General features: G+C 70.6%; 20 protein-coding genes and 1 tRNA gene. 9 read left to right on the top strand and 12 right to left on the bottom strand.

Annotation, left to right across the window (positions count from 1 at the left end; translation table 11 throughout):
• Positions 1-22 precede the first annotated feature (22 nt).
• From ACZ3IJ_RS18250 to ACZ3IJ_RS18225, 6 genes are all read left to right on the top strand, one after another.
• Positions 23-1,894 carry an outer membrane protein assembly factor BamB family protein gene (locus ACZ3IJ_RS18250; RefSeq protein WP_467469328.1) on the top strand — a complete coding sequence of 624 codons (1,872 nt, stop codon included), beginning with the start codon at positions 23-25 and terminating at the stop codon, positions 1,892-1,894.
• A gap of 179 nt (positions 1,895-2,073) precedes the next feature.
• On the top strand, positions 2,074-2,763 hold the full coding sequence (locus ACZ3IJ_RS18245; RefSeq protein ID WP_391800981.1) for a helix-turn-helix transcriptional regulator: 690 nt from the start codon (positions 2,074-2,076) through the stop codon (positions 2,761-2,763).
• Between the two features lie 138 nt (positions 2,764-2,901).
• Positions 2,902-3,945 (top strand): galactose-1-phosphate uridylyltransferase, encoded by a 1,044-nt coding sequence (gene galT, locus ACZ3IJ_RS18240; protein WP_467469326.1) that lies wholly within the window; start codon positions 2,902-2,904, stop codon positions 3,943-3,945.
• Positions 3,942-4,922, top strand: coding sequence for a UDP-glucose 4-epimerase GalE (gene galE, locus ACZ3IJ_RS18235; RefSeq protein WP_467469324.1), 981 nt, complete (start codon positions 3,942-3,944; stop codon positions 4,920-4,922). The genes galT and galE overlap by 4 nt, the downstream gene beginning before the upstream one ends.
• Complete coding sequence (gene galK, locus ACZ3IJ_RS18230) at positions 4,919-6,079, top strand: galactokinase (RefSeq protein ID WP_467469322.1); 1,161 nt, start codon at positions 4,919-4,921, stop codon at positions 6,077-6,079. Before galE ends, galK begins: the two co-directional genes overlap by 4 nt.
• Before the next feature lie 312 nt (positions 6,080-6,391).
• Positions 6,392-7,165: a LuxR C-terminal-related transcriptional regulator gene (locus ACZ3IJ_RS18225; RefSeq protein WP_467469320.1), complete on the top strand. Its 774-nt coding sequence runs from the start codon at positions 6,392-6,394 to the stop codon at positions 7,163-7,165.
• Here the strand turns inward: ACZ3IJ_RS18225 and ACZ3IJ_RS18220 are convergent.
• A complete protein-coding gene (locus ACZ3IJ_RS18220; RefSeq protein ID WP_352188481.1) occupies positions 7,124-7,621 on the bottom strand; it encodes a MarR family winged helix-turn-helix transcriptional regulator in 498 nt (165 codons plus the stop codon). The two genes, ACZ3IJ_RS18225 and ACZ3IJ_RS18220, sit on opposite strands and share 42 nt — an antisense overlap.
• A gap of 131 nt (positions 7,622-7,752) precedes the next feature.
• On the opposite strand from ACZ3IJ_RS18220, the gene ACZ3IJ_RS18215 reads away from it, so the two are divergent.
• The gene (locus tag ACZ3IJ_RS18215) at positions 7,753-8,595 is read left to right on the top strand and encodes a trans-aconitate 2-methyltransferase (RefSeq protein ID WP_467469318.1); all 843 of its coding nucleotides are present in this window, start codon (positions 7,753-7,755) and stop codon (positions 8,593-8,595) included.
• Positions 8,596-8,691: 96 nt separating this feature from the next.
• Here ACZ3IJ_RS18215 and ACZ3IJ_RS18210 read toward each other — a convergent pair whose 3' ends face one another.
• The 3 genes from ACZ3IJ_RS18210 to ACZ3IJ_RS18200 all read right to left on the bottom strand — a co-directional run bounded on the left by ACZ3IJ_RS18210 (position 8,692) and on the right by ACZ3IJ_RS18200 (position 12,278).
• On the bottom strand, positions 8,692-10,398 hold the full coding sequence (locus ACZ3IJ_RS18210; protein ID WP_467469317.1) for an FG-GAP-like repeat-containing protein: 1,707 nt from the start codon (positions 10,396-10,398) through the stop codon (positions 8,692-8,694).
• Between the two features lie 219 nt (positions 10,399-10,617).
• On the bottom strand, positions 10,618-11,292 hold the full coding sequence (locus ACZ3IJ_RS18205) for a TetR/AcrR family transcriptional regulator (RefSeq protein WP_383178713.1): 675 nt from the start codon (positions 11,290-11,292) through the stop codon (positions 10,618-10,620).
• Complete coding sequence (locus ACZ3IJ_RS18200; protein ID WP_467469315.1) at positions 11,292-12,278, bottom strand: acyl-CoA desaturase; 987 nt, start codon at positions 12,276-12,278, stop codon at positions 11,292-11,294. The genes ACZ3IJ_RS18205 and ACZ3IJ_RS18200 overlap by 1 nt, the downstream gene beginning before the upstream one ends.
• A gap of 224 nt (positions 12,279-12,502) precedes the next feature.
• Between ACZ3IJ_RS18200 and ppc the strand changes: the two genes are divergently transcribed.
• Entirely contained in the window at positions 12,503-15,232 is a 2,730-nt protein-coding gene (gene ppc, locus ACZ3IJ_RS18195) for a phosphoenolpyruvate carboxylase (protein WP_467469313.1), read from the top strand.
• Between the two features lie 255 nt (positions 15,233-15,487).
• Positions 15,488-19,210 (top strand): LamG-like jellyroll fold domain-containing protein, encoded by a 3,723-nt coding sequence (locus ACZ3IJ_RS18190; RefSeq protein WP_467469311.1) that lies wholly within the window; start codon positions 15,488-15,490, stop codon positions 19,208-19,210.
• A 67-nt stretch (positions 19,211-19,277) separates the two neighbouring features.
• Here ACZ3IJ_RS18190 and ACZ3IJ_RS18185 read toward each other — a convergent pair whose 3' ends face one another.
• The 8 genes from ACZ3IJ_RS18185 to ACZ3IJ_RS18150 all read right to left on the bottom strand — a co-directional run bounded on the left by ACZ3IJ_RS18185 (position 19,278) and on the right by ACZ3IJ_RS18150 (position 25,827).
• The gene (locus ACZ3IJ_RS18185; RefSeq protein ID WP_467469309.1) at positions 19,278-20,024 is read right to left on the bottom strand and encodes an LPXTG cell wall anchor domain-containing protein; all 747 of its coding nucleotides are present in this window, start codon (positions 20,022-20,024) and stop codon (positions 19,278-19,280) included.
• Positions 20,025-20,163: 139 nt separating this feature from the next.
• On the bottom strand, positions 20,164-20,607 hold the full coding sequence (locus ACZ3IJ_RS18180) for a hypothetical protein (RefSeq protein WP_467469307.1): 444 nt from the start codon (positions 20,605-20,607) through the stop codon (positions 20,164-20,166).
• 39 nt (positions 20,608-20,646) lie between these two features.
• Positions 20,647-21,243, bottom strand: a complete 597-nt coding sequence (gene pth, locus ACZ3IJ_RS18175) for an aminoacyl-tRNA hydrolase (RefSeq protein WP_361438545.1) — start codon at positions 21,241-21,243, stop codon at positions 20,647-20,649.
• Between the two features lie 127 nt (positions 21,244-21,370).
• Positions 21,371-21,976: a 50S ribosomal protein L25/general stress protein Ctc gene (locus ACZ3IJ_RS18170; protein ID WP_467469305.1), complete on the bottom strand. Its 606-nt coding sequence runs from the start codon at positions 21,974-21,976 to the stop codon at positions 21,371-21,373.
• A gap of 243 nt (positions 21,977-22,219) precedes the next feature.
• Positions 22,220-23,194, bottom strand: coding sequence for a ribose-phosphate diphosphokinase (locus ACZ3IJ_RS18165; protein ID WP_352188491.1), 975 nt, complete (start codon positions 23,192-23,194; stop codon positions 22,220-22,222).
• Between the two features lie 121 nt (positions 23,195-23,315).
• Positions 23,316-24,764, bottom strand: coding sequence for a bifunctional UDP-N-acetylglucosamine diphosphorylase/glucosamine-1-phosphate N-acetyltransferase GlmU (gene glmU / locus ACZ3IJ_RS18160; protein ID WP_467469302.1), 1,449 nt, complete (start codon positions 24,762-24,764; stop codon positions 23,316-23,318).
• Between the two features lie 113 nt (positions 24,765-24,877).
• Positions 24,878-24,948, bottom strand: a tRNA-Gln gene (locus tag ACZ3IJ_RS18155).
• Positions 24,949-24,954: 6 nt separating this feature from the next.
• Positions 24,955-25,827, bottom strand: coding sequence for a hypothetical protein (locus ACZ3IJ_RS18150; RefSeq protein ID WP_467469300.1), 873 nt, complete (start codon positions 25,825-25,827; stop codon positions 24,955-24,957).
• Positions 25,828-25,953: the final 126 nt, after the last annotated feature.

The following is a 25,953-nucleotide window of genomic DNA, read 5'->3' as shown; positions in this document are numbered from 1 at the left end:
CACCTCAGAGGTACGCACGCCCATGACACAGCCACCTCCGCCGCCCAACCAGCCGCCCGGCCCGCCGCCGAACGAGCCGCCCAGCCAGCCGCCGCCGGTCGGCTTCGGCAAGCCGCAGGACCCCCCGCCCGGAGGATTCGGCGCGCCGACGCCGCCGCCGGAGCAGCCCCAGGGCCAGCCCTCGTACGGCTATCCGCAGCAGCCGCCCACGCAGCCGCAGTACGGCTACCCCCAGCAGCCGCCCACGCAGCCGCAGTACGGCTATCCGCAGCAGCCGCCGACGCAGCCGCAGTACGGCTACCCGGGGGGACAGCAGCCCCAGCAGCCGTACGGGTACCCCACCCAGCCGCAGCAGTACGGCTATCCGCTGGGGGCGCCTCCCGGGCCGCAGGGCCCAGGGGGACAGCCCGTGCCCCCGGCGTCCGGCGGCGGGAAGCTGTCCGCGCAGATGCAGATCGTCATCGCCGCGGTCGTCGCCGTCGCCCTGATCGTCGGCGGCGGGATCTGGTACGCGAGCTCCGGCGGCGGTGACGAGAACGACACCGCGGGCGGCACCACCGGCTCGACCCAGGGCCAGGGCCAGGACAAGGGCAACGGCCTCGGCGGCAACGGCAAGGAGAAGGTGCCGGGCAACACGCAGGCCACGCTCAAGTTCCAGCTCCCCGAGCCCAAGGTCGAGGACATCACCGACGTCGGCGGCTCCTGGATCACCGACAAGGCGTACGTCAAGACGGGCGTCAACTCGATCGTCGGCTACGACCTCGACAAGGGCACCCCGGTCTGGACCCTGCCCCTGCCGGGTCAGGTCTGCGGCACCTCGCGCCACACCACCGCCGACAACAAGACCGCCATCCTCTTCGAGGCGACCAAGCGCGTCGGGCCGAGGTTCTACCAGCCGTGCACCGAGGTCGGGGTCGTGGACCTGACCACCGGCAAGCTGGTCTGGTCCACCTCCGTCTCCGGCGGCAACGCGGGTGACGGCAAGGCCAAGTTCAGCGAGGTCACGCTCAGCGGCACGACCGTCGCGGCCGGCGGCACCGACGGCGGCGCCGCCTTCGACCTGGCCAACGGCAACCCGCGCTGGAAGCCCCAGGCCAACGCCCAGGACTGCTACGACATGGGCTACGGCGGCGGCGAGGGCCTCGTCGCGGCGCGCAAGTGCGGCTCCTACGGCAGCCAGTACGTCGTCATCCAGAACCTCAACCCGACGACCGGCCAGCCCATCTCCCAGTACAAGATGCCCACGGGCGTGGAGTACGCGGCGGTCGTCTCGACGAAGCCGCTCGTGGTCGCCGCCGACGTCGGCGACACCGCGGGCGACGGCAGCGGCATCTCGGACTTCTTCTCGATCGACGAGAAGACCGGGAAGCTGAAGGCCAAGATCGCGGCGAACGCGGACCGCTTCGCGGGCCGTTGCCGCTCCACCGAGGTGGAGACCTGCAGCAAGATCGTCGTCGGCAACGGCCGGCTCTACCTGCCCACCGAGGAGCACGAGGGCTCCACCGGTGAGTACGGCGACGAGACGAACGAGATCCTGTCGTTCGACCTGACCACCGGCAAGCAGAACCCCGAGAAGGCCGACGCCGGCGACCGGTACACGCTGTTCCCGCTGCGCATGGACGGCGGCAACATCATCGCGTACAAGGCCCCGCCGTACGACAAGGGCGGGCAGATCGTCTCCATCGACGGTGGCACCATGAAGCCGACGCTGCTGCTGGAGAACCCGTCGGACAAGACGGTGCGGGACGCCGAGGGCAGCTTCTCGGCGGACTACTCGGAGATGCTCTACGCGAACGGCCGGATGTTCATCTCCGCCGTCAACCTGAGCAAGCCGCGCGAGTCGTCCTCGACGAACGACAAGGAGTACCTGGCACTGGCGTTCGGCACCGGCTGACCCACGCCCGTACCCGGCAACGGCCCGGCGCGTCGACGCACTCGACGCGCCGGGCCGTTTGCGTGGGGCGCAGTTGGGTGAGTATTCGACAGTCTGGGGGGACAAGCGTGTAGTTTGCCGGGTCATCGGAGTGACTGGGGCCGGGGGACGGCCTCAGGGGGGAACTGAGGGGTTGCTCGATGGGCGTGCGGCTCATGGTGGTCGACGACCACCGACTGCTCGCCGAGGCGCTGGCCTCGGCACTGAAACTGCGCGGGCACCGTGTGCTCGCGGCGGCGGCCCCGGTCGCGGGCGCCGCGGAGCTGGTGGTGAGCCGGGCGCCCGAGGTGTGCCTGCTCGGCACGGCCGCCCCGGCCCAGCCGGGTGCCTTCGACCCGATCGTACGGATCAAGCGCGAGCGGCCGCAGGTGGCCGTGGTCGTGCTGGGACCGGTGCCCTCGCCGCGCGGGATCGCGGCGGCCTTCGCGGCCGGCGCCTCCGGGTACGTACGGCACGACGAGCGCATCGAGGGCGTCGAGCGGGCGCTGATCAAGGCGCGCGCCGGGGAGTCGGCGGTGGCGCCGCAGCTCCTCCAGGGGGCGTTCACGGAGCTGCTCAACCCGGCGGCGCAGCCCGACGACGAGGGACAGCGGCTGCTGCGGATGCTGACGCCGCGCGAGGTCGAGGTCCTCGTCCGGGTGGCGGAGGGCGAGGACACCCGGCTGATCGCCGCCGGGATGGGGATCGCGCCGAGCACGGCGCGCACCCATGTGCAGCGGGTGCTGATGAAGCTGGGGGTCGGTTCCCGGCTCGAGGCCGCCGCCCTGGCCGCGCGGACCGGTCTGCTGGATCACGCGCCGGTGCCCGGGGCCCGCACCGAGTACCCGTAACCCGCCGCGCGCCGCCGGACTCCGCGGCCCGCCCACAGCCGACGTCAACCCGCACGGGGCTCACTCACCGTTGACTGTCGATGTTTGATTGTGGTTCCTTGTGCGTGGTTCTGTTCGGTTCCCCGCTGAGGACACCCCGTGAAGAAGACCGTCACCACCCTCGCCGACGGGCGCGAGCTCATCTACTACGACGCGCGGGACGACGCGGTCCGCGACGCCGTCGACGCCCGGCCGCTCGACCCCGTCTCCTCCGCCTCCGAGATCCGCTACGACGCGCTGCTCGGGGACTCGGTCGCCGTCGCCTCGCACCGACAGGGCCGGACCTACCACCCGCCGGCCGACGCGTGCCCGCTCTGCCCGTCCCGCGACGGCCGGCTCAGCGAGATCCCGTCGCCGGACTACGACGTCGCGGTCTTCGAGAACCGCTTCCCCTCGCTCGCCGGGGAGAACGGCAGGTGCGAGGTCGTCTGCTTCACCTCCGACCACGACGCCGCCTTCGCCGACCTCACCCCCGAGCGGGCGGCGCTCGTCCTGGACGCCTGGACCGACCGCACGGCCGAACTCGCCGAACGCCCCGGCGTCGCGCAGGTCTACTGCTTCGAGAACCGCGGCGCCGAGATCGGCGTCACCCTCGGCCACCCCCACGGCCAGATCTACGCCTTCCCGTACGTCACCCCCCGTACGGCCCTGATGCGCCGCCAGGCCGCCGGGCACCGCGCCCGCACCGGACGCAACCTCTTCGACGACGTCGTCGCCCGTGAGCGGGAGGACGGCCTCCGCGTGGTCCTGGAGAGCGAGCACTGGATCGCCTTCGTGCCGTACGCCGCGCACTGGCCCTACGAGGTCCACCTCCACCCGACGCGCCGGGTGCCCGACCTGTGCGCGCTGGACGAGGGGGCCCGCACAGACTTCCCACAGATCTATCTGGAACTCTTGAGGCGCTTCGACCGGATCTTCGGACCCGGCGAGCCGCCCACGCCGTACATCGCCGCCTGGCACCAGGCGCCGTTCACCGGCGAGGACCGCGAGGAGTTCGGGCTGCACCTGGAGCTCTTCACCGTCCGCCGGGCGCCCGGCAGGCTGAAGTACCTCGCGGGCACCGAGTCCGGCATGGGCGCGTTCATGAACGACGTACCGCCGGAGGCGGCGGCCGCACGACTCCGAGAGGTGGCGACCCGATGACGGCCGCGACGTTCAAGTACCTGGTGACCGGCGGCGCGGGATACGTGGGGAGCACGGTCGCGCGCCATCTGATCGAGGCGGGCCACCGGGTGACCGTCCTCGACGACCTCTCCACCGGCTTCGCCGAAGGCGTCCCGGCCGGCGCGGAGTTCGTCGAGGGCCGCGTCCAGGACGCCGCGAAGTGGCTGGACGGCTCCTACGACGGCGTGCTGCACTTCGCCGCCTTCTCCCAGGTCGGCGAATCGGTCGCCAAGCCCGAGAAGTACTGGGAGAACAACGTCGGCGGGACGATGGCGCTGCTCGCCGCCATGCGCACCGCGGGCGTGGGCAAGCTGGTCTTCTCCTCCACGGCCGCCACCTACGGCGAACCGGAGTCCGTCCCCATCACGGAGTCCGCGCCGACCGCCCCGACGAGCCCCTACGGCGCCTCCAAGCTCGCCGTGGACCACATGATCGGCGGTGAGTGCGCCGCCCACGGCCTCGCCGCGGTCTCGCTGCGCTACTTCAACGTGGCGGGCGCGTACGGCGCGTGCGGCGAGCGGCACGATCCCGAGTCGCACCTGATCCCGCTCGTCCTCGACGTCGCCCTCGGCAGGCGCGAGGAGATCAGCGTGTACGGGGACGACTACGCGACCCCCGACGGCACCTGCGTCCGTGACTACATCCATGTCGCCGACCTCGCCGAGGCCCACCTCCTCGCTCTGGACGCCATGACCTCCGGCGAGCACCTGATCTGCAACCTCGGCAACGGCAACGGCTTCTCGGTGCGCGAGGTCGTCGAGACCGTCCGCGAGGTGACCGGCCACCCGGTCCCCGAGATCGCGGCCGCGCGCCGGGCCGGCGACCCCGCCGTCCTCGTCGCCTCGGCCGAGGCCGCGCGCGAGCGACTCGGCTGGAATCCGTCCCGCCCGGACCTGGCGGACATCGTGCGTGACGCCTGGGCGTTCGCCAGAGAGAGGGAGCGGGACCGCGGATGAGTGTGGCGGGCGAGTTCGAAGCGCTGTACGGGGCAGCCCCGGAGGGCGTCTGGGCCGCCCCCGGGCGGGTCAACCTGATCGGTGAGTACACCGACTTCAACGACGGCTTCGTCATGCCGCTGGCCCTGCCGCACACGGCCGTCGCCGCCGTCTCCCGGCGCCACGACGGGGTGCTGCGGGTCCACTCGGCCGACGTCCCGGGCGGGATCGTCCGGCTCGGCCTGGACGCGCTGGAGCCGCTCGCCCCGCTCGCCGGCGGCGCCGGAGCGAGCTGGGCCGCGTACCCGGCCGGCGTCGTCTGGGCGCTGCGCGAGGCCGGGCACCCGGTCACCGGTGCGGACATCCACCTGGCGTCGACCGTGCCCACCGGTGCGGGCCTGTCGTCCTCCGCCGCCCTGGAGGTCGTCTGCGCGCTCGCCCTCAACGAGCTGTTCGGTCTCGGGCTCTCCCGCCCCGAGGTCGCCGTCCTGGCCCAGCGCGCGGAGAACGCCTTCGTCGGGGTCCCGTGCGGGGTCATGGACCAGATGGCGTCCGCGTGCGCGATCGAGGGCCACGCGCTCTTCCTGGACACCCGCGACCTCTCGTACCGGCAGGTGCCCTTCGACCTGGCCGCGCGGGGGCTGCGGCTGCTCGTGGTGGACACCCGGGTGAAGCACGCGCTCGGAGACGGCGCGTACGCGGAGCGGCGCGCCGGTTGCGAAGCAGGCGCGCGGGCGCTCGGTGTGCGCACGCTGCGCGAAGTCCCGTACGCGCACCTGCTCGATGCTCTCGCGCGTTTGAGCGAGGAATCGGTTCGCCGCTATGTCAGGCACGTGGTTTCGGACAATCACCGGGTCGAACGGACGATCGCCCTCCTCGACGCCGGGGACGCGGCGGCCGTCGGTCCGGTCCTCACCGAGGGCCATGCCTCGCTCCGGGACGACCTGCGTGTCTCCTGCCCCGAGCTCGACCTCGCCGTCGAGGCGGCGAACGCGGCCGGCGCGCTGGGGGCGCGGATGACGGGCGGCGGGTTCGGCGGCTCGGCGATCGTGCTGGTGGCCCGCGAGCGGGCGGACGCGGTGGCCGCGGCCGTCGAGAAGGCCTTCGAGGGGGCCGGGTTCGCCGCGCCGCGCGTCTTCCCCGCCGTGCCGTCCCAGGGGGCCCGCCAGGAGGCCTGACGCGTCACCGAGAGCCCCTGAGCGTGGGAATGCCTTCGGAATTGTCGACTTCTGTCGCGACCGTGCTCTGGTGACACAGGAGTACCCACCGTGTTCGGTCACTTCTCCCAATCGCCTTCACCGACGGCCCCCCGCCCGTACTCTGATGCACAGCGCCGGTGGGGGCCGGTGCTGATCAGGGGGCGTGACCAGTCGGGTACGGCGCCCGGGACGGGGTAACTGTCACTGCACGGCGGCGGCCGCGCGATCGACGGACCCTCGTCCCCGGCGCCGTACCCGCGCCGGTCCGTTCCTCGACACTTGGGGGTGTCCGTGGCTCGCATCCGGGTCCTGGTGGTGGACGATCACCGCATCTTCGCCGAGTCGCTGGCCGCCGCGCTCGCGGCGGAGCCCGACGTCGACGTGTCCGCCGCGGGCAGCGGTCCGGCCGCCGTGCGCTGTCTGGACCGCGCGGTCGCCGAGGGACGCCGGTACGACGTGATGCTGGTCGACGCCGACCTGGGCACGGTCGCCGGCCCCACCGCCTCCCTGACGGTCGCCCAGGCCGTGCCGGACGACGGCGGGGGTGTCGTCGACGGCATCTCGCTGGTCGCCGGGGTCCGTTCGACTCAGCCGGCCGTCCGCACGGTCGTCCTCGCGGAGAAGGACGACCCGCACCGGGCGGCGCTCGCGCTGCAGGCCGGAGCGTCGGGCTGGGTGGCCAAGGACTGCTCCCTGCAGCGGCTCCTCGCCGTGATCCGCGGGGTGCTGCGCGACGAGACGCATCTGCCGCCCGCGCTGCTGACCGGCGTCCTGCGGGAGCTGACGGCGGCCCGCAAGCACCGCACCGAGAGCGAGCAGCTCGTGGAGTCGCTGACCCCGCGCGAGCGCGAGGTGCTCCGTTGCATGGTCGCGGGCCTGGGCCGCAAGGCCGTCGCCGAGCGCCTCTTCCTCTCCCCGCACACCGTCCGTACGCACATGCAGAACGTGCTCGGGAAGCTGGGCGTGCACTCCACGCTCGCCGCGGTCGCGCTGGCGCGCCGCGCGGGGGTCGGACCCGCCGAGCTATCCGGGGATGTTGTCGAACGGGGCGGTCAGCTGGCGTAGCAGCGCCGCCAGTTCGCCGCGCTCGCCGCGGGAGAGCTGGGCCAGGATGGCCCGCTCCTGGGCGAGCAGTCCGGCGAGCGCCTGGTCGGCCCGGTCACGTCCCTCGGGCGTCAGGCGGACGAGTACGCCGCGCCGGTCGCTGGGGTCGGGAAGCCGCTCCACCAGGCCCTTCTTGGTGAGCCGGTCGATGCGGTTGGTCATGGTGCCCGAGGTGACCAGCGTCTGGGTGAGGAGCTGGCCGGGGGAGAGCTGGTACGGGGCCCCCGCGCGGCGCAGCGAGGTGAGGACGTCGAACTCCCAGGGCTCCAGCTGGTGCTCGGCGAAGGCGAGCCGACGGGCGCGGTCGAGATGGCGGGCGAGCCGCGAGACGCGGCTGAGCACCTCGAGCGGCTCCACGTCGAGGTCCGGGCGCTCGCGGCGCCATGCAGCGACCAACCGGTCGACCTCGTCCTCCATGACGATCAGTGTAGAGGGTCTGTTGACATAAAGTCTCTTGACGTCAAGATATATTCGGATGGACTATGGGGAAGGACCGGGCCGGGACCTAGTTCCGCTTCGGCAGCTCGTTCCAGCAAGGGGGCTCGAACATGCATTCCGCACCATCTTCCGCTTCCGCGGCGCCAACGTGGGATCCGCAGCAGTACCTGCGGCATTCCGGCCACCGCACCCGTCCGTTTCTCGACATGCTCTCCCGAATACCGCGTCTTCCCTCCGTGGGCAGCCCGGCCAGGATCGCCGACCTCGGCTGCGGTCCCGGCAATGTGACCGTGCTCCTCGCCGACCGTTGGCCCGACGCCCACATCACCGGATTCGACCTCTCTCCCGACATGCTGGAACGGGCCGAGAAGGACTGGGCGGGCACCACGGCCGGCGGCGGCTGGCTGGACTTCCGTCCCGCCGACGCGGCGCACTGGACCCCGGAAGAGCCCTACGACCTGATCGTCTCCAACGCCGCCCTGCAATGGGTCCCCAACCACCCCGAGTCGTTCGCCGCCTGGATCGACGCCCTCAAGCCCGGCGGAACGTTCGCCTTCCAGGTCCCCGGCAACTTCACCGCGCCCAGCCACGCACTGCTCGGCGAACTCTGCGACATGCCCCAGTGGCGCGACCGCCTCGCCGGCGAGGGGCGCCGCTTCGTCCACATCCTCGACCCGGCCGACTACCTCCTGCGCCTCACCGACCTCGGCTGTGTGACCGAGGTCTGGGAGACCACCTACTCACAGCTCCTGCAGGGCGAGGACCCCGTCCTCGACTGGGTCAAGGGCACGGCGCTCCGGCCCGTCCTGACGGCCCTGGAAGGCGACCGGGCGGCGACGGACGCCTTCCTCGCCCAGTACCGCGACCTGCTGCGCGCCGCCTATCCGCCGGGCCCGCGGGGCACCGTCTTCCCGTTCCGGCGGATCTTCGCGATGGCGACGAAGCCGTTGTGACGGCGCCGCGGTGAAACGGCGCCGTGACGCACGGGCGCCCCGCACCGGAAGAACCGGTGCGGGGCGCCTTCGTGTGCCCTGTCCGCCCTGGAGGCGTCAGGACATCGTGTTGTAGATCCCGAACCCGTGGCCGATCTTGGCCCGCGCGGTGAACTTGCCCGCGGAGCTGTTCAGGTAGCTGTACAGATCACCCGACGAGGTCACACCCAGCAGGTCGCCCTTGCCGTCGGCGTTGAGGTCGCCGGGAGCGACCAGCTTGGCGTACGTGTTCCAGCCGCTGCCGACCTTCACCCGCGCCTTGAACGGCGTGGCCGCGACACCCGTGCCCGGGTACACGTACAGGTCGCCGCCCGAGGTGCGGGCCACGATGTCCGCGCGCCCGTCCCCGGTGTAGTCGCCCGCGCCGACGATCTTGTTGTACGTGCCCCAGCCGGTGCCGACCTTGACGCGGGACGCGAACGCCGTGCCGTAGCCGTTGCCCCGGTACAGGTACAGCGTGCCGGAGCCGTCACGGGCCAGCAGGTCGCCCTTGCCGTCGCCGCTCAGGTCCCCCGCGCCGACCAGGGTGTTGTACACACCCCAGCCGCTGCCGATGTACGAGCCCTCGACGTAGAGCCCGCCCTGGAAGATCTGCGCGATGTCGGACGAACCGTCGGGGTTCAGCGAGGACAGGTGCGTGAAGCTGGCACCCGCCCAGCCGCCCGGGTCGCCGATCTGGGCGCGCGCGGCGAGCTTGCCGGTGGTCCGGCTGCCGTACCAGAACAGCGTGCCGGCCGTGTCCCGGGCGAGGACGCCCTCCTTGTTGCCCAGAACCGGGTTGTTGCCCGCGCCGCCGAACAGCGGGACGCCGTCCCAGCCGCCGACGTCGCTGGACTGCACCCGGGCCGCCAGCGTGCCGTCGCCCCTGCCCGCGTAGTACCAGAGCGTTCCGGCGGAGTCGCGGGCGATCAGCTCGCCGTTGCCGTCGCCGTTGTCGTCGCCCACGGGGAAGATCTGGTTGTAGATGTTCCAGCCGCTGCCGATCTTCACCCGCGCGGCGAACGGCGCGCTCTTGTCACCGCGCCCGGCGTAGAGCCACAGCGTGCCGGCCGTGTCGCGGCCGATCAGGTCGGCCCAGCCGTCCCCGTTGTTGTCGCCGATGCCGAGGAGCTGGTCGTAGATGTTCCAGCCGCCACCGAGCGGCACACGGGCCGAGAACGGCGCGCTGCGGTTGCCGGTGGCGTAGTACAGGTACAGGTTGCCGCTGTGGTCACGGGCGACCAGGTCCGCACGGCCGTCGTCGTTCACGTCACCGGGCGCGACGATCTTGTTGTAGATCTGCCAGCCGCCACCCGTCCACGCGTGCCACGCACCGGTGGGCGTGGCGTCCGCGTACAGCTGGAGCGCGCCCTGCTCGGTGAGCGTCAGGACCTCGGGACCGCTGGCGTCCCCGTCCTGGTTGCCGATCGGGATGACGTCCTTCGCGGTCTCCGACAGGTTCCCTGCGAAGAGGCCGCCCGCGCCCGTCGTCGTCGCGGTGTAGATGTCGCCGCTCCACGAGCGGTAGATCAGGTCGCTGATGCCGTCGCCGTCGAAGTCCGACAGCCGCGGAGAGGCACCGACACCGGCGGCCTGGGCCGTACCCGCGCGCAGGCCGTCCGGCTGGGGCCGCGTGAGCGCCGGCGGGGTGAAGACAGGGGCCGGCTTCTCGACGGCCGGCCCGGGCGCGGGCTGGTCGGCCGAGGCCGGGGTCGCGAGCAGCGTGCCCGCGGAGAGGACGAGAGCGGTGCATGCCGCGATGCGGCGCGCACGCGTGGTGTGCACAGAACGCAAGAAAGATCCCCCCCAGGGATCAGAGAAACCATCGGACCGGGGCAGGGGTCCGCGACACCTCCGTAGGGCGCGCAAGCGCTTACGAAGGGCGAACACCCTTCCGGATGTGGAGCGGAGCATACCGCCGATCACGGACAGCGGATCAACGGATATACCCGGCAGCGACCACCCCGCCCCCGCTGCCGGGACCGACCGGCGCCGTGGCCGGACTCAGCTCTTGCGGTGCCCTATCAGGCGAGGCTTCTGCTCCAGGCCGTCGAGACCGTGCCACGCCAGGTTCACCAGATGCGCGGCCACCTCCGCCTTCTTCGGCTTGCGGACGTCCAGCCACCACTGACCCGTCAGCGCCACACTGCCCACCAGCGCCTGCGCGTACAGCGGCGCCAGCTTCGGATCGAAACCGCGGGCCTTGAACTCCAGGCCCAGAATGTCCTCGACCTGCGTCGCGATGTCACTGATCAGCGACGCGAACGTGCCCGTCGACTGCGCCACCGGCGAGTCACGGACCAGGATCCGGAAACCGTCCGTGTACCGCTCGATGTAGTCCAGCAGCGCGAACGCCGCCTGCTCCAGGAGCTCCCGCGGATGGCCCGCCGTCAGCGCCCCCGTCACCATGTCGAGCAGCTGCCGCATCTCACGGTCGACCACGACCGCGTACAGCCCCTCCTTGCCGCCGAAGTGCTCGTACACCACCGGCTTGGAGACCCCGGCCTTCGCCGCGATCTCCTCCACCGACGTGCCCTCGAAGCCCTTGGCGGCGAAGAGGGTCCGGCCGATGTCCAGCAGCTGCTCGCGGCGCTCCGCGCCCGTCATCCTCACCCGGCGTCCACGCCGTGGTTTGTTCTCGCTGCCGCTGGTACTGCCGTCGATCGCCACGCTCTCCATCATGCCGCGTCGACGGGCTCGCCCCGGCGCCGGGCTTCGATCCGTGACGCGTTCGGCCAGCGCACGTCGTACGCCCAGCCCAGCTGCTCGAACCAGCGGATCAGCCGCGCGCTGGAGTCGACCTGGCCGCGCAGCACGCCGTGGCGCGCCGACGTCGGGTCCGCGTGGTGCAGGTTGTGCCAGGACTCGCCGCACGACAGCACCGCCAGCCACCACACGTTGCCTGAGCGGTCACGCGACTTGAACGGCCGCTTGCCCACCGCGTGACAGATCGAGTTGATCGACCACGTGACGTGGTGCAGCAGCGCGACCCTGACCAGCGAACCCCAGAAGAACGCCGTGAACGCGCCCCACCAGGACATCGTCACCAGACCGCCGACCAGCGGCGGGATCGCCAGGGACAGGATCGTCCAGTAGATGAACTGGCGGGAGATCGCCCGGATCGCCGGGTCCTTGATCAGATCCGGCGCGTACTTGTGCTGAGGCGTCTGCTCCTCGTCGAACATCCAGCCGATGTGCGCCCACCACAGGCCCTTCATCAGCGCCGGCACCGACTCGCCGAACCGCCACGGCGAGTGCGGATCACCCTCCGCGTCGGAGAACTTGTGGTGTTTGCGGTGGTCCGCCACCCACCGCACCAGCGGGCCCTCCACCGCCAGCGAGCCCATGACCGCGAGCGCGATCCGCAGCGGACGCTTCGCCTTGAACGAGCCGTGCGTGAAGTACCGGTGGAAACCGATCGTGATGCCGTGGCAGCCGATGTAGTACATCGCCACCAACAGGCCCAGATCGAGCCAGCTCACCCCCCAGCCCCAGGCCAGCGGCACCGCGGCCAGCAGCGCCAGGAACGGCACCAGGATGAACAGCAGCAGCGTGATCTGCTCGATCGAACGCTTGTTGTCCCCGCCGAGCGTGGCGGAGGGCGGATCCGAGCGGTCCTTGAGGTCTTTGCCGGCGGGTTCGAGAACCTCGGGGCTGGAGGTCATGGGTGTCCCCTGGGGGGTGAGGGTGAGGGAATGGAGCCGAGCCTACGGGACCGTAACCTACGGCGACGTAAGTATGGCAGCGCCGTGGCGCGCGGCAAGAGGGCACACGAGGGGCTAGCGAGTGTCCAAGGGATGGACACCTATCCTGTTCGCGTCGGACAGCGCGGTCCGCAAGCCTTCAGTACCCCTTCAGATGTGCCCGAACACTGCAAGGAGCCGCACCTGTGAGCAGTGCCGACCAGACCCCCACCGACAACGCCGAGCTGCGTTCCGACATCCGCCGACTGGGCGATCTGCTGGGCGAGACACTCGTCCGCCAGGAGGGCCACGAGCTCCTCGACCTCGTCGAGAAGGTCCGCTCGCTCACCCGCGAGGACGGCGAGGCCGCCGCCGAGCTGCTGGGGGAGACCGACCTGGAGACCGCCACCAAGCTGGTCCGTGCCTTCTCCACGTACTTCCACCTGGCCAACGTCACCGAGCAGGTCCACCGCGGCCGTGAGATGCGCGAGAAGCGCGCCGCCGAGGGCGGCCTGCTCGCCCGCACCGCCGACATGCTCAAGGACGGCGACCCGCAGCACGTCCGCGACACCGTACGGAACCTCAACGTACGGCCCGTCTTCACCGCGCACCCGACCGAGGCCGCCCGCCGCTCGGTCCTCAACAAGCTCCGCCGGATCGCCGCCCTCCTGGAGACGCCGGTCATCGAGGCCGACCGGCGCCGCCACGACCTGCGGCTCGCCGAGAACATCGACCTCATCTGGCAGACCGACGAGCTCCGGGTCGTCCGCCCCGAGCCCGCCGACGAGGCCCGCAACGCCATCTACTACCTCGACGAGCTGCACGCCGGCGCCGTCGGCGACGTCCTGGAGGACCTCGCCGCCGAACTGGAGCGAGTCGGCGTCGAGCTGCCCGCCGGCACCCGCCCGCTGACCTTCGGCACCTGGATCGGCGGCGACCGCGACGGCAACCCCAACGTCACCCCGCAGGTGACCTGGGACGTCCTCATCCTCCAGCACGAGCACGGCATCACCGACGCCCTCGAGCTCGTCGACGAGCTGCGCGGCTTCCTCTCCAACTCCATCCGCTACGCGGGAGCGACCGAGGAGCTCCTCGCCTCCCTCCAGCGCGACCTGGACGCCCTGCCGGAGATCAGCCCCCGCTACAAGCGGCTCAACGCCGAGGAGCCCTACCGGCTCAAGGCCACCTGCATCCGCCAGAAGCTCGTCAACACCCGCGAGCGTCTCGCCAAGGGCACCAAGCACCAGGAAGGCCGCGACTACCTCGGCACCTCCGAGCTGGTCCAGGACCTCGCCCTGATCCAGACCTCGCTGCGCGAGCACCGCGGCGCGCTCTTCGCCGACGGCCGGATGGACCGCACCATCCGCACCCTGTCCGCGTTCGGCCTCCAGCTCGCCACCATGGACGTCCGCGAACACGCCGACGCCCACCACCACGCCCTCGGCCAGCTCTTCGACCGGCTCGGCGAGGAGTCCTGGCGCTACGCCGACATGCCCCGCGACTACCGGCAGAAGCTCCTCGCCAAGGAGCTTCGCTCCCGCCGCCCCCTCGGCCCCACGCCCGCACCGCTGGACGCCGCGGGACAGAAGACCCTCGGCGTCTTCGGCACCGTCAAGGAAGCCTTCGAGCGCTTCGGCCCCGAGGTCATCGAGTCGTACATCATCTCGATGTGCCAGGGCGCCGACGACGTCTTCGCCGCCACCGTCCTCGCCCGCGAGGCCGGCCTCATCGACCTGCACGCCGGCTGGGCCAAGATCGGCATCGTGCCGCTCCTGGAGACCACCGACGAGCTCAAGGCCGCCGACGTCATCCTCAACGACATGCTGGCCGACCCCTCCTACCGCCGCCTCGTCTCCCTCCGCGGCGACGTCCAGGAGGTCATGCTCGGGTACTCCGACTCCTCCAAGTTCGGCGGCATCACCACCTCCCAGTGGGAGATCCACCGCGCCCAGCGGCGGTTGAGGGACGTCGCTCACCGCTACGGGGTTCGGCTGAGGCTGTTCCACGGCCGCGGGGGAACGGTCGGCCGCGGCGGCGGCCCCTCGCACGACGCCATCCTCGCCCAGCCCTGGGGCACCCTGGAGGGCGAGATCAAGGTCACCGAGCAGGGCGAGGTCATCTCCGACAAGTACCTCATCCCGTCCCTCGCCCGGGAGAACCTCGAACTGACCGTCGCCGCCACGCTGCAGGCCTCCGCCCTGCACACCGCGCCGCGCCAGTCCGACGAGTCCCTCGCCCGCTGGGACGCCGCCATGGACACCGTCTCGGAGGCCGCCCACACCGCGTACCGCAAGCTCGTCGAGGACCCCGGCCTGCCGGCGTACTTCCTCGCCTCCACCCCCGTCGACCAGCTCGCCGACCTGCACCTGGGCTCACGGCCCTCCCGCCGCCCGGGCTCCGGCGTCTCCCTCGACGGACTCCGCGCCATCCCGTGGGTGTTCGGCTGGACCCAGTCCCGCCAGATCGTCCCCGGCTGGTTCGGCGTCGGCTCCGGCCTCAAGGCCCTCCGCGAGGCCGGCCTCGAAGCGGTCCTCGGCGAGATGCACGAGCGCTGGCACTTCTTCCGCAACTTCCTCTCCAACGTCGAGATGACGCTCGCGAAGACCGACCTGCGGATCGCCCGGCACTACGTCGACACCCTCGTCCCCGACGAGCTCAAGCACGTCTTCGACACCATCGAGGCCGAGCACGCGCTGACCGTCGCCGAGGTCCTCAAGATCACCGGCGGCGAGAAGCTCCTGGACTCCAACCCGGTCCTCCAGCAGACCTTCTCCATCCGCGACGCCTACCTGGACCCGATCTCCTACCTCCAGGTCGCCCTCCTCGCCCGCCAGCGCGCCGCCGCCGAGCGCGGCGAGGACCCGGACCCGCTGCTCGCCCGCGCCCTGCTGCTCACGGTGAACGGCGTGGCGGCGGGCCTGCGCAACACCGGCTGACGCCGCCGCACAGACACGAGTGCCCCCGTCGGCCGGACCGACGGGGGCACTTCGCGTATGCGGGATGGCCCGATCTGACCTTCCCTTTCCCCTTCGCGCGATCACGGTTCCATCACGCCTGGCAGACACCGTTTCGCCATGCTCCGGAGCGGCCCGAGAGTGGGGGCTTTCCCTGATCATCTCGTGAACACAGGTGGGAAGTTGAATCGCATACATCGCGTCAGACACGCTCGTCGCGAAAGAGCCCGGGTCCTGGTGGCCGCGGCCACGGCGACTGCCGTCCTCGCCGCGTTCCCGGCCCTGAGCGGGACCGCCGCAGCGGACGCGCCCGCCGCCGGACAGGGCTCACAGCCCACCGAGAGCGAGCAGGCCCTCGCCACCGCCAGGAAGACCGGCACCCGCGTGGAGGTGACCGGGGAACGCTCCGAGCGGTCCACCGTGTACGCCAACCCCGACGGCTACTCCTTCACCCTGGAGGAGGCCTCGGTCCCCGTACGGGTGAAGAAGCCGGGCGGCGGCTGGCGCACCCCGGACGCCACCCTGGAGCGCCGTCCGGACGGCTCGGTCGGCCCGAAGGCCGCTGCCGCGGAGATGACCTTCTCCGGTGGTGGGGACGAGACACCGCTCGTGTCGATCGCCGAGAGCGGCAGGTCGCTCGCGCTCGACTGGCCCGGCACCCTGCCCACGCCCGAACTCGACGGCGCGGGCGCCCTCTACCGCGAGGTCCTCACCGACGTCGACCTGAAGGTCACGGCGACCACCGAGGGCTTCCAGCACGTCCTGATCGTCAGGACTCCGCGCGCCGCCGCCGACAAGAAGCTGAGGAAGCTCGCCTTCGGTCTCACGACCCGGGGCCTGACCGTGCGCAAGAACGCCCGCGGCGCCCTCGACGCCGTCGACACGACCGGGCAGAGCGTCTTCCGCGCTCCTACGGCCCAGATGTGGAACTCGGCGGGCAGAGCGGCGGAGGCGGAGCGTCGCAAGCAGGCGGAGCGTGTCATCGAGGCGAAGACGACGAAGGCGGCGACGACGGTCGCGTCCGCGGAGCCCTCGACCTCCCCGCAGGCCGCCACCCCGCCCGTGCCGGACCATGCCGACCCGGCCGAGACAGCACCCTCCGGCTCCGGCCTGGAGCCCGGGCAGGGCGACAAGGTCGCCCTCATGGACGTACAGGTCACCAAGGACACCCTCGCGGTCGTCCCGGACGCCGGCCTCCTCGCCTCCACCCCGACCGCCGCCTACCCGCTCTTCATCGACCCCACGGTGACGTGGGGCGAGTCGGAGCGGACGCTGCTGCGCAGCGACGGCTACGAGTCCTACGGCTGGACCAACGGCGACGACGACCAGGGCAAGGGCGCGGGCAAGTGCGGCACCTGGAACGGGTACTACTGCGGCCCGGGCTACGTACAGCGCCTGTACTTCGAGTTCTCCCCGTCCTCCCTCGCCGGAAAGCACGTCCTGGACGCCACGTTCCGCGTCACCGAGCCGTGGGCGTTCCAGTGCGACCCACGCACCGTGGACCTGGTCCGCACCGACAACATCTCCTCCTCCACCACCTGGACCACACGGCCCAAGGAACTGGACTGGATGGTCGACCGGAGCGTCTCGGCAGGCCGCGGCTCGCTCTGCGACCCGGACACGCCCGACGCCCCGATCGAGTTCAACGACAACCCGGACGAGACCAACGAGAACCTCACCCCGACGGTCCGCGACTTCGCCGCGGGCAAGTTCTCCCGCCTCACGCTGGAGATCCGCGCGAACAACGAGTCGGACACCTCCGCGTGGAAGCGGTTCAAGAACGACGCCGTCCTCGCCGTCGACTTCGTCGGCAAGCCCGCCAAGCCTTCGGGCATCGGCCTGGTGACCGGCTCGGGCACGGTCTGCTCCACCACCGAGACCAACCCGTCGGTCATCTCCGACCCCACGCCCGCGATGACGGCGACCCCGCAGACCGAGAGCGGAGGTGAGAGCGGGGCCCAGCTCCGGGTCGCCTTCGACATCGACCACAAGAACACCGACGGCACCTGGTCGGACACCTCGCCCGGCAACGGGGACGAGCGCCCCTCCACCGGGTACGCGGGCGACAACGTCAAGCAGACCCTGTCCTGGTCGGCCCTGACCGACGGCAAGCTGTACCGCCTCCGGGCCTGGACGCGGTCGTACTACAACGGCGGCGCCGCCCACCTGGCAGGACCGTCCAACGCCTCGACGACCGGCTGGTGCTACTTCAAGGTCGACAGCACCGCCCCCAAGGCCCCGCAGATCGTCTTCGGCACGCCGTACACCAACTGCACGCCGAACGCCTGTGCGGCCACCGGCGGACCCAACGTCAAGGGCACGTTCACCTTCAAGCCGGCCACCGGCGACACCAACATCGTGTCGTACCAGTACACCCTCTCGTCCATGACCAGCTGGCCCACGGCCTCCGGCTCGACCGCCACCGTCACCGTCACCCCGGACCGCTCCGGCACGCACACGCTCTACGCACGCGCCAAGGACAACGTCGGCCGCTACGGCGCCTGGAACGCGGTGGACTTCCTCGTCGCCGCCGGCTCCGGGCCGATCGCCCGCTACCACTTCGACGAGACCACCGGCCAGGCCGTCGACTCGGCCACCACCGGATCGACCCGGTACCCCGCGACCCTGGCCACGGGCGCCACGCGGGACGACCGCGGCCGCCGCGGCCTGATCACCCACGACGCCGCCGGCGTCCCGCTGGCCACGCCCGTCACCGACAAGGGCCTGCGGCTCAACGGTTCCACCGGCTCCGCCTCCACCGCGGGGAAGGTCCTGGAGACCCGCTCCTCGTACACGGTCTCGGCCTGGGTGTGGGTCGACCCGGCGTCGACCAAGACGGTCTCCGTCCTCAGCCAGACCCCCGACACCGCGTCGCCGTGGACCCAGAAGTACAGCCCGTTCATCATCTCCTTCGGCGACCGCTGGAGCCTGCGCGTCTTCTCCACGGAAGGCGCCTGGTCCCGGGAGGCCAGGTCGGCGGAACCTCAGCCCAAGGGCGTGTGGACGCACGTCGCGGGCGTGCACGACGCCACCACGAAGAAGGTCCACCTGTACGTGAACGGCAGGCAGACCGCGTCCGTCGACGCGGGCACGCCGTGGTCGTCGAACGGCCCGCTGGAGATCGGGCGGACCATCTACGCCGACAACTTCGTCGACCACTTCCAGGGATCGATCGACGAGGTCACCGTCTGGCAGCGGGCCCTGAGCTCCAAGGAACTCGGCGACGAGGCGAAGCTCCTCACCTCCGCGAGCTACGCCGGCCTCGAACTCGTCGCCGACTGGCGGGCCGAGCAGGGCAGCGGCACCACCGTCCCGGACACGCTCTCCGGCTACGGCAAGAGCCTCACCCTCGACGCCGGCGCCCAGCTCATCGGCGGCGTGATGGTCTTCGACGGCGTCGACGACACCGCCCGTTCACCGATGAACACCGCCGTACTCGACGGCACCGGAGCGTTCACGATGACCACCACCGTGGCGCTGGACGGAGCCGCGCTCGCCGCCGAGGACATCGGCTACGCCGGCGCCGTCCTCAGCCAGCGGTCCGGGGACGGAATCTCCTGGGGTCTCTGGTTCGAACTGACCGGTAAGTCCACGGTCCTCGACGAGGAGACGCTCGAGGAGCGCACGGTCCCGGTCGGCAAGTGGCACTTCGGCACGCATCTCGCCTCCGGCGGATTCGCCTCCGTCGTCTCCGACGAAGCCGCCGCCGTCGACAGCAACGTACGCCTCACCGGAGTGCACGACCCCGTTGCCGGGACGATCAGCCTCTACCTGGGACGCAACCAGAACGGCACGGACAAGACCTTCACCGCCCCGGCGGGCTCGTCCGAGGTCTCCGTCGCCTCCGCCTGGACCGGCGGGGTACAGAAGGACCACCTGCCCGCCCGGATCGACGAGGTACGCCTGTTCGCCGGAGCCGTCGCCGGACCGGACCAGATCGACACCTACATCGGAGACTGACCCACCACCGCGGAACGACAGGTGCCCCGCCGGCTCGCCGGCGGGGCACCTGTCGTTCCCACGGACCTCAGTGCTGCTGGGCCTTGCGGCGGCGCATCACCAGGACGGAACCGGCACCCGCGAGGGCGACGGCGACGGCGGCGATGATGCCGACGGGGGCGCTGGAGCCCGTCTCGGCGAGGTCACCGTCGGAGCCGCCGGTGGAGGCGGACGGGGTCGCACCCGTCGACGGGGACTCCGAGGACGACGGAGAGTCGCTCGGCGTACCGGTCGAGGAGGTCTCGCTCGGCGTCCCGGAGGGAGTCTCGGAGGGAGTCTCGGACGGCGTCTCCGAGGGGGTGCCCGAAGGCGTCTCGGACGGCGTGCCCGTCGGCGTCGGGGTGGTGCTGGCGGGGCAGGTGTGGGAGAGGTTGAACCACTCCTTCTTGAAGGTGCCCTTGACCTCGGCCGAGGCCGAGATGAGCTCGGCGCCCGGCGCCGAGCCGACGTAGGCGTGCTTGTCGGAGGGCGGGCCGAAGACCGTGATGGTCTGGACGCCGCCCGGCTTGAACTCCACCGTCAGCTTGGTGAAGACGGCGCTGTCACCCTTGCCGCTGCCCGGCAGCACGAAGTGCCAGCCGTCCTGGCCCGTGGGGATGTCGCCACAGACCTTCTCCTTGTCGCCGGTCCACCCGGAAGCGGTCAGCGGAAGGTCCTTGGCCTGGTGCAGGGGGAGGACCGTCGGGCCGTCGGAGGCCGAGGCCACCGGGGCGAGTGCCAGAGAGCCCGCCATGGCCGCGACAAGCGCGGCTGCGGGGATGAGGGATCGTCGCATGTGCAGTCGTCCATCTGGGAGTTGAGAGGGTCGCCGTGGGAGGTGGCGGAGGCAGCCTATCCGTACGCTTAAGTCACCCTTAACCCACAGGCTCATAACGATCCGGACGGATCGCGCCACGACGACCGGAAACGGCCGGTCAGAGGGCGAAGAACGCCCCGAGCAACAACACCCCGCCCACGCCCGCCATCGACCACGCCGTCCGCGTCAGCCGCAGCCCACCCCCGACGAGAGGCGCCGCCAACAACAGCGCCCCGCCCAGCGGCAGCCAGGCGTGCAGACCGCCGCCCCAGCCCGTACGCACCGCCTCGCTCGTCCCCGGCTTCACCACCACGGGCAGCGTCTGCCCCTTGTCGGCGGCGACCGAACGGTCGATCGTCAGCGTGGCATGCGGCGACGGCGGACCCTCCGGGACGTAACTGCCGCTGCACGTCTCGTCGTTGCAGCCGGTCACCGTCAACGTGCCGTGCTCACGGCCCTTCGGAAGCAGGACGTGCTGCGCCGTACCCCACGACGACCAGGCTCCGGCGACGAGGAGCAGCAGGGCGATCAGGGCCATGGCGGCGTTACGGGCGTGCGTCATGACCCGCGATCGTACAGTCGTACCGCGACGAGGGAACCGTCAGGAGTTGTACGCCGACTGCGCCCGCTCCAGACCCTCCGCCACCAGGCACTCGACGGAATCCGCCGCCCGGTCCACGAAATAGTCGAGCTCCTTGCGCTCCGACGAAGCGAAGTCCTTCAACACGAAGTCCGCCACCTGCATCCGCCCCGGCGGACGCCCGATACCGAACCGCACCCGGTGATAGTCCGCGCCCATCGCCTTCGTCATCGACTTCAGGCCGTTGTGCCCGTTGTCGCCCCCGCCGACCTTCAACCGCAGCACACCGTAATCGATGTCCAGCTCGTCATGGATCGCCACGATATGCGCCGTCGGCACCTTGTAGAAATCCCGCAACGACGTCACCGGACCACCCGACAGATTCATGTACGACATCGGCTTCGCCAGGATCACCCGCCGGTTCGCCGGCCCCGGAGGGCCCATCCGGCCCTCCACCACCTGCGCCTGCGCCTTCTGCGCCCGCTTGAACTTCCCGCCGATGCGCTCGGCGAGCAGATCCACCACCATGAAACCCACGTTGTGGCGGTTCGCGGCGTACTCGGGGCCCGGATTGCCGAGACCGACGATCAGCCAGGGGGCGTTCGCGTCGTCCGTCATCGTGGGACGTCTCCTCGTCTGCGTACTACTCGGATCGTCCGCGCACCGGGCGCGGAACAGCGGAACAGCGGAACGGGGTGGCGGGCCGCAGCCCACCACCCCGTCCGCGTCAAGCAGAGCCTACGGCTCAGGCCTCGGCGCCCTCGGCGGCGGCCTCGTCGCCCTCGCCCTCACCCTCGGCGGCCGGCTCCTCGGCCTGCGCGGCCAGGACCTGCAGCACGACGGCGTCCGCGTCGGTCACCAGGCTCGTGCCCTTCGGGAGCGCGATGTCCTGGGCGAGGATGGAGGCACCGGCCTCCAGGCCCTCGACGGAGACCGAGACGGCCTCGGGGATGTGGGTGGCCTCGGCCTCGACGGAGAGCGTGTTCAGCACGTGCTCCAGCAGGTTGCCACCGGCCGCCAGCTCGCCCTCGGCCTGGACCGGGACCTCGACCGTGACCTTCTCGCCACGCTTGACCAGCAGCAGGTCGACGTGGACCAGGAAGCCCTTGATCGCGTCACGCTGAACGGCCTTCGGGATCGCCAGCTCGCTCTTGCCGTCGACGTCCAGGGCCAGCAGGACGTTCGGGGTACGGAGCGCCAGCAGCAGCTCGTGGCCCGGAAGGGTCACGTGGACCGGCTCGGTGCCGTGACCGTAGAGAACACCGGGAACCTTGTTCTCGCGGCGGACGGCGCGGGCGGCACCCTTGCCGAACTCGGAACGGATCTCGGCGGAGATCTTCACCTCGGACATATGCACTCCTCGTAAGCAGAAACGGAACAGTGTGGCTACCCGGCCACGACTGGCCTGCTACGAAGAGCGCGTCGATAACGGACCGCCGCACCTCACCGGTACGGCCTCCCTCGCCGAGCAACTACGGCAGTCTACTCGCCACCCGCCGCCCCACCCAATTGGATCACCAGGCCCTCCACGGAGCAGACGGAAAGGCCCGCCCCCCAGCAGGGAAGCGGGCCTCTCCGTCGATCAGGCTACGGCTCAGTGCTCCTCGAAGAGGCTCGTCACCGAACCGTCCTCGAACACCTCACGCACCGCACGCGCGATCGTCGGCGCGATCGACAGAACCGTGATCTTGTCCAGCTCCAGCGAACTCGGCACCGGCAGCGTGTCCGTGAACACGAACTCGCTCACCTTCGAGTTCTTCAGACGATCCGCAGCCGGCCCCGAGAGAATGCCGTGCGTCGCCGTCACGATGACGTCCTCCGCACCGTGCGCGAACAGCGCGTCCGCCGCGGCGCAGATCGTGCCACCCGTGTCCACCATGTCGTCGACCAGGACACAGACCCGGCCCTTCACGTCACCGACGACCTCGTGCACCGTCACCTGATTGGCGACGTCCTTGTCACGACGCTTGTGCACGATCGCCAGCGGCGCGTCCAGACGGTCGCACCACCGGTCCGCCACCCGCACACGACCCGCGTCCGGAGACACGATCGTCAGCTTCGTACGGTCGACCTTGTTGCCCACGTAGTCCGCCAGCACCGGCAGAGCCGACAGGTGGTCCACCGGACCGTCGAAGAAGCCCTGGATCTGGTCCGTGTGCAGATCGACCGTGAGAATACGGTCCGCACCCGACGTCTTCAGCAGATCGGCGACCAGACGCGCCGAGATCGGCTCACGACCACGGTGCTTCTTGTCCTGACGGGCATAACCGTACGAGGGAATGATCACGGTGATGCTCCGCGCGGAAGCCCGCTTCAGAGCATCGATCATGATCAGCTGCTCCATGATCCACTTGTTGATCGGAGCCGTGTGGCTCTGGATCAGGAAGCAATCCGCGCCACGAGCCGACTCCTGGAAACGGACGTAGATCTCACCGTTCGCGAAGTCGAAAGCCTTGGTCGGCACGAGACCGACACCCAGCTGGTGCGCGACCTCCTCGGCCAGCTCGGGGTGGGCGCGGCCGGAGAAGAGCATCAGCTTCTTCTCGCCGGTCGTCTTGATCCCGGTCACAGCACTGTCTCCTCAGACGTGTCCTCTGGTCGCCACCACAACGCTCCCGTGCGCGTGTGCGAGCCAGCCGAATTTATGTGCACGTATCACGGTACGCCGAGTTCGACGCACCCGTTTCCGGTCAGCTTTCGCCGGCAGGCTCCTCGACAGCAGCCTGAGCCGCCTGCGCGGCAGCACTGCCAGGCCGCTTCCGCGCCACCCAACCCTCGATATTCCGCTGCTGGCCGCGGGCGACGGCCAGCGAACCCGCCGGTACGTCCTTGGTGATCACGGACCCGGCAGCCGTGTACGCACCGTCCCCGATCGTGATGGGCGCCACAAACATGTTGTCCGACCCGGTACGGCAGTGCGACCCGATCGTCGTGTGGTGCTTCGCCTCACCGTCGTAGTTCACGAAGACGCTCGCCGCGCCGATGTTCGTGTACTCACCGATCGTCGCGTCGCCCACGTAGGACAGATGCGGGACCTTCGTACCCTCACCGATCGCCGCGTTCTTCATCTCCACATACGTACCCGCCTTGGCCTTGCGGCCCAGGTTCGTACCCGGACGCAGATACGCGAACGGACCCACCGACGCGCTCTCGCCGATCACGGCCGAGTCGGCGACCGTGTTGTCCACCCGCGCGCCCTTGCCCACCGTCGTGTCCTTCAGGCGCGTGTTCGGGCCGACCTCGGCGTCCTCGCCGATGTGCGTCGCACCCAACAGCTGCGTACCCGGGTGGATCAGCGCGTCCGGCTCGAACGTCACCGTGACGTCGATGAACACCGAGGACGGGTCGACCACCGTCACACCGGCCGTCATCGCGGCCTCCAGCAGCCGCCGGTTCAGCAGCGTACGGGCCTCGGCCAGCTGCACCCGGTTGTTGATCCCGAGGATCTCGCGGTGATCACCGGCGACCGACGCGCCGACCCGGTGACCGGCCTCACGGAGGATCGACAGCACGTCGGTGAGGTACTCCTCGCCCTGGCTGTTGTCCGTCCTGACCTTGCCCAGGGCGTCGGCGAGCAGCCGGCCGTCGAAGGCGAACACACCGGAGTTGATCTCCATGATGGCGCGCTGCTCGTCGGTCGCGTCCTTGTGCTCGACGATCGCGGTCACGGCACCGGTCGCGGCGTCACGGACGATGCGCCCGTAGCCGGTGGAGTCCGGCACCTCGGCGGTCAGCACGGTGACGGCGTTGCCGTCGGCGGCGTGGGTGGAGGCGAGGGCCTTCAGGGTCTCCCCGGAGAGCAGCGGGGTGTCGCCGCACACGACGACGACGGTGCCGTCGGGGGCCTCACCCAGCTCCTCGAGCCCCATGCGGACGGCGTGACCGGTGCCGTTCTGCTCGTACTGGACGGCGGTACGGGTGCCGGCGTAGTGGGCGTCGAGGTGCGCGGTCACCTTCTCGCGGGCGTGCCCGACGACCACGACGAGGTGCTCGGGCTCCAGCTCACGCGCGGCGGACACGACGTGCCCGACAAGGGAACGTCCGGCGATTTCGTGCAGGACCTTGGGGGTCTTCGACTTCATGCGGGTGCCCTCACCCGCTGCGAGGACGACGACGGCGGCCGGGCGGTTGGCGCTCACGGGAATGCCCTTCGGCTTCGGGTGGTGGACACCCGCAGGATACCGGGGGGTCCGGGGCCGGACATGAGTGCGGGTCCTGACCCCGGAGGGCAGGACCCGAACCAAGCATGTTGCTCCCGGGGGAGGACTCGAACCCCCATGATCAGAACCAAAATCTGACGTCTTGCCCTTAGACGACCCGGGATGGGCGCTATGTCCGATTCTCTCGAACCGCCGCAGATGCAGCCCCTACTATGCCGCACCACGCCCCTTCGATGCGACGGTAGAGATCGGCGCTTCGGCGAATGTGGATCACGATGCAGCCGCGATACTCGACGCCGACATTCCTGCGGACCGTCCGGGGGTTGTGGCGCTTGAGCGTGGTCTTGCCGAAGCTCGCCAACTCCGCGCCGACCACGTCCGCCCAGTACTGCTCTGCCGCCGGCACGTCGGCGCTCTCGTGGATCATGACGTGATACGTGCGCCGGTCCCGCTCCACGCCGAGGAGGTCGAGCCAGGCGACGAAAACGGCGGCCATCCCCGGGTCGCTGTTCACGAACGCCACCCGCTCGCGGCGAGCGTACGGCTTGTCCTTGGTGCCCTCGGCCCAGTACAGGCCGACTCCCACCAGAAACAGTTCGCGGGCGGTCATCGTGCCGATCTCGCTCGCGGCCGCTCGCTTGGTCCGTTGTCGCTCCTCCTCGCGGCGGCGGAGTGTGACGTCCCACCCCCGCCTGGCGATTGCCGACGCCTCCTCCGGGGTGCGCTTGCGCTCCGGTTTCGGGAGGTCCCGGACCCAGAGGGAGATCGAGCTCTTCGAGCAGCCGAGCTCCAGCTGGATCTGGTCGTACGTCATGCCCTGCGTGCGCAGCTCGCGCGCGCGGGTTCGGAGGTCGTCCTTCGCGTGGGGGCGTTTCGTCCAGTCCGGGGGCGGTTCTCCTTCCAGGAGGCGGTTCAGGATGTCGTTGTTGCCGACGCGGAGGCGGTCGCGGATCTGGCGGCGGCTGAGGCCCTCGCGGCGTAACGCGATCGCCTGTTCGCGCAGGCTCTCGAAGTCCGCGTACCTGCCCGTGGTGGATGTCATACGAACACCATCGTCCGGAATGCGGACGTCCGGGTCGAAAGCCTGGGCGATTCAACTGTTCGAGGGACTGGCGTGTGCGCGGTGTTGACGTGCGGTTCTTCCGGGTCCCGTGGTCTTCGGAAAATG

This window comes from Streptomyces sp. NPDC013317 (assembly GCF_055563155.1).
This window is presented reverse-complemented; position numbering and strand designations above follow the sequence as displayed.

Excerpts from the sequence above, each read along its gene's own strand:
- ACZ3IJ_RS18250 (WP_467469328.1), top strand. The coding sequence starts at position 23 with ATGACACAGCCACCTCCGCCGCCCAACCAGCCGCCCGGCCCGCCGCCG.
- ACZ3IJ_RS18245 (WP_391800981.1), top strand. The coding sequence starts at position 2,074 with ATGGGCGTGCGGCTCATGGTGGTCGACGACCACCGACTGCTCGCCGAG.
- galE (WP_467469324.1), top strand. The coding sequence starts at position 3,942 with ATGACGGCCGCGACGTTCAAGTACCTGGTGACCGGCGGCGCGGGATAC.
- galK (WP_467469322.1), top strand. The coding sequence starts at position 4,919 with ATGAGTGTGGCGGGCGAGTTCGAAGCGCTGTACGGGGCAGCCCCGGAG.
- ACZ3IJ_RS18220 (WP_352188481.1), bottom strand. The coding sequence starts at position 7,621 with ATGGAGGACGAGGTCGACCGGTTGGTCGCTGCATGGCGCCGCGAGCGC.
- ACZ3IJ_RS18215 (WP_467469318.1), top strand. The coding sequence starts at position 7,753 with ATGCATTCCGCACCATCTTCCGCTTCCGCGGCGCCAACGTGGGATCCG.
- ACZ3IJ_RS18205 (WP_383178713.1), bottom strand. The coding sequence starts at position 11,292 with ATGGAGAGCGTGGCGATCGACGGCAGTACCAGCGGCAGCGAGAACAAA.
- ACZ3IJ_RS18200 (WP_467469315.1), bottom strand. The coding sequence starts at position 12,278 with ATGACCTCCAGCCCCGAGGTTCTCGAACCCGCCGGCAAAGACCTCAAG.
- ACZ3IJ_RS18185 (WP_467469309.1), bottom strand. The coding sequence starts at position 20,024 with ATGCGACGATCCCTCATCCCCGCAGCCGCGCTTGTCGCGGCCATGGCG.
- ACZ3IJ_RS18180 (WP_467469307.1), bottom strand. The coding sequence starts at position 20,607 with ATGACGCACGCCCGTAACGCCGCCATGGCCCTGATCGCCCTGCTGCTC.
- pth (WP_361438545.1), bottom strand. The coding sequence starts at position 21,243 with ATGACGGACGACGCGAACGCCCCCTGGCTGATCGTCGGTCTCGGCAAT.
- ACZ3IJ_RS18170 (WP_467469305.1), bottom strand. The coding sequence starts at position 21,976 with ATGTCCGAGGTGAAGATCTCCGCCGAGATCCGTTCCGAGTTCGGCAAG.
- ACZ3IJ_RS18150 (WP_467469300.1), bottom strand. The coding sequence starts at position 25,827 with ATGACATCCACCACGGGCAGGTACGCGGACTTCGAGAGCCTGCGCGAA.